Raw genomic sequence first — 329 nt, 5'->3', positions numbered from 1 at the left:
ATTCTGGATTCGACGGGATTTGCGAAGCCCTAGGAGCATGCCGAGGGGCGGTTGGCCTCGTAAAAAGCCGCAAAAAAATAGTCGCAAACGACGAAAACTACGCTTTAGCAGCTTAATACCCTGCTTAGAGCCCTCTCTCCCTAGCCTCCGCTCTTAGGACGGGGATCAAGAGAGGTCAAACCCAAAAGAGATCGCGTGGATGTCCTGCCTGGGGCTGAAGCGTTAAACTCAATCAGGCTAGTCTGTCAGTAGCGTGTCCATCCGCAGCTGGCCGGCGAATGTAAAGATTGGACTAAGCATGTAGTGCCGACGGTGTAGTAATTTCGGAC

1 other RNA gene is annotated in these 329 nt (G+C 52.6%); it reads left to right on the top strand.

Annotated elements, in window-relative coordinates:
- The first annotated feature begins 2 nt into the window (after positions 1-2).
- Positions 3-329, top strand: a transfer-messenger RNA (tmRNA) gene (gene ssrA / locus MD536_RS20985).

It is taken from the genome of Flavihumibacter cheonanensis (genome assembly GCF_022352215.1).
GTDB classification, from domain to species: domain Bacteria; phylum Bacteroidota; class Bacteroidia; order Chitinophagales; family Chitinophagaceae; genus Flavihumibacter; species Flavihumibacter cheonanensis.
This window is presented reverse-complemented; position numbering and strand designations above follow the sequence as displayed.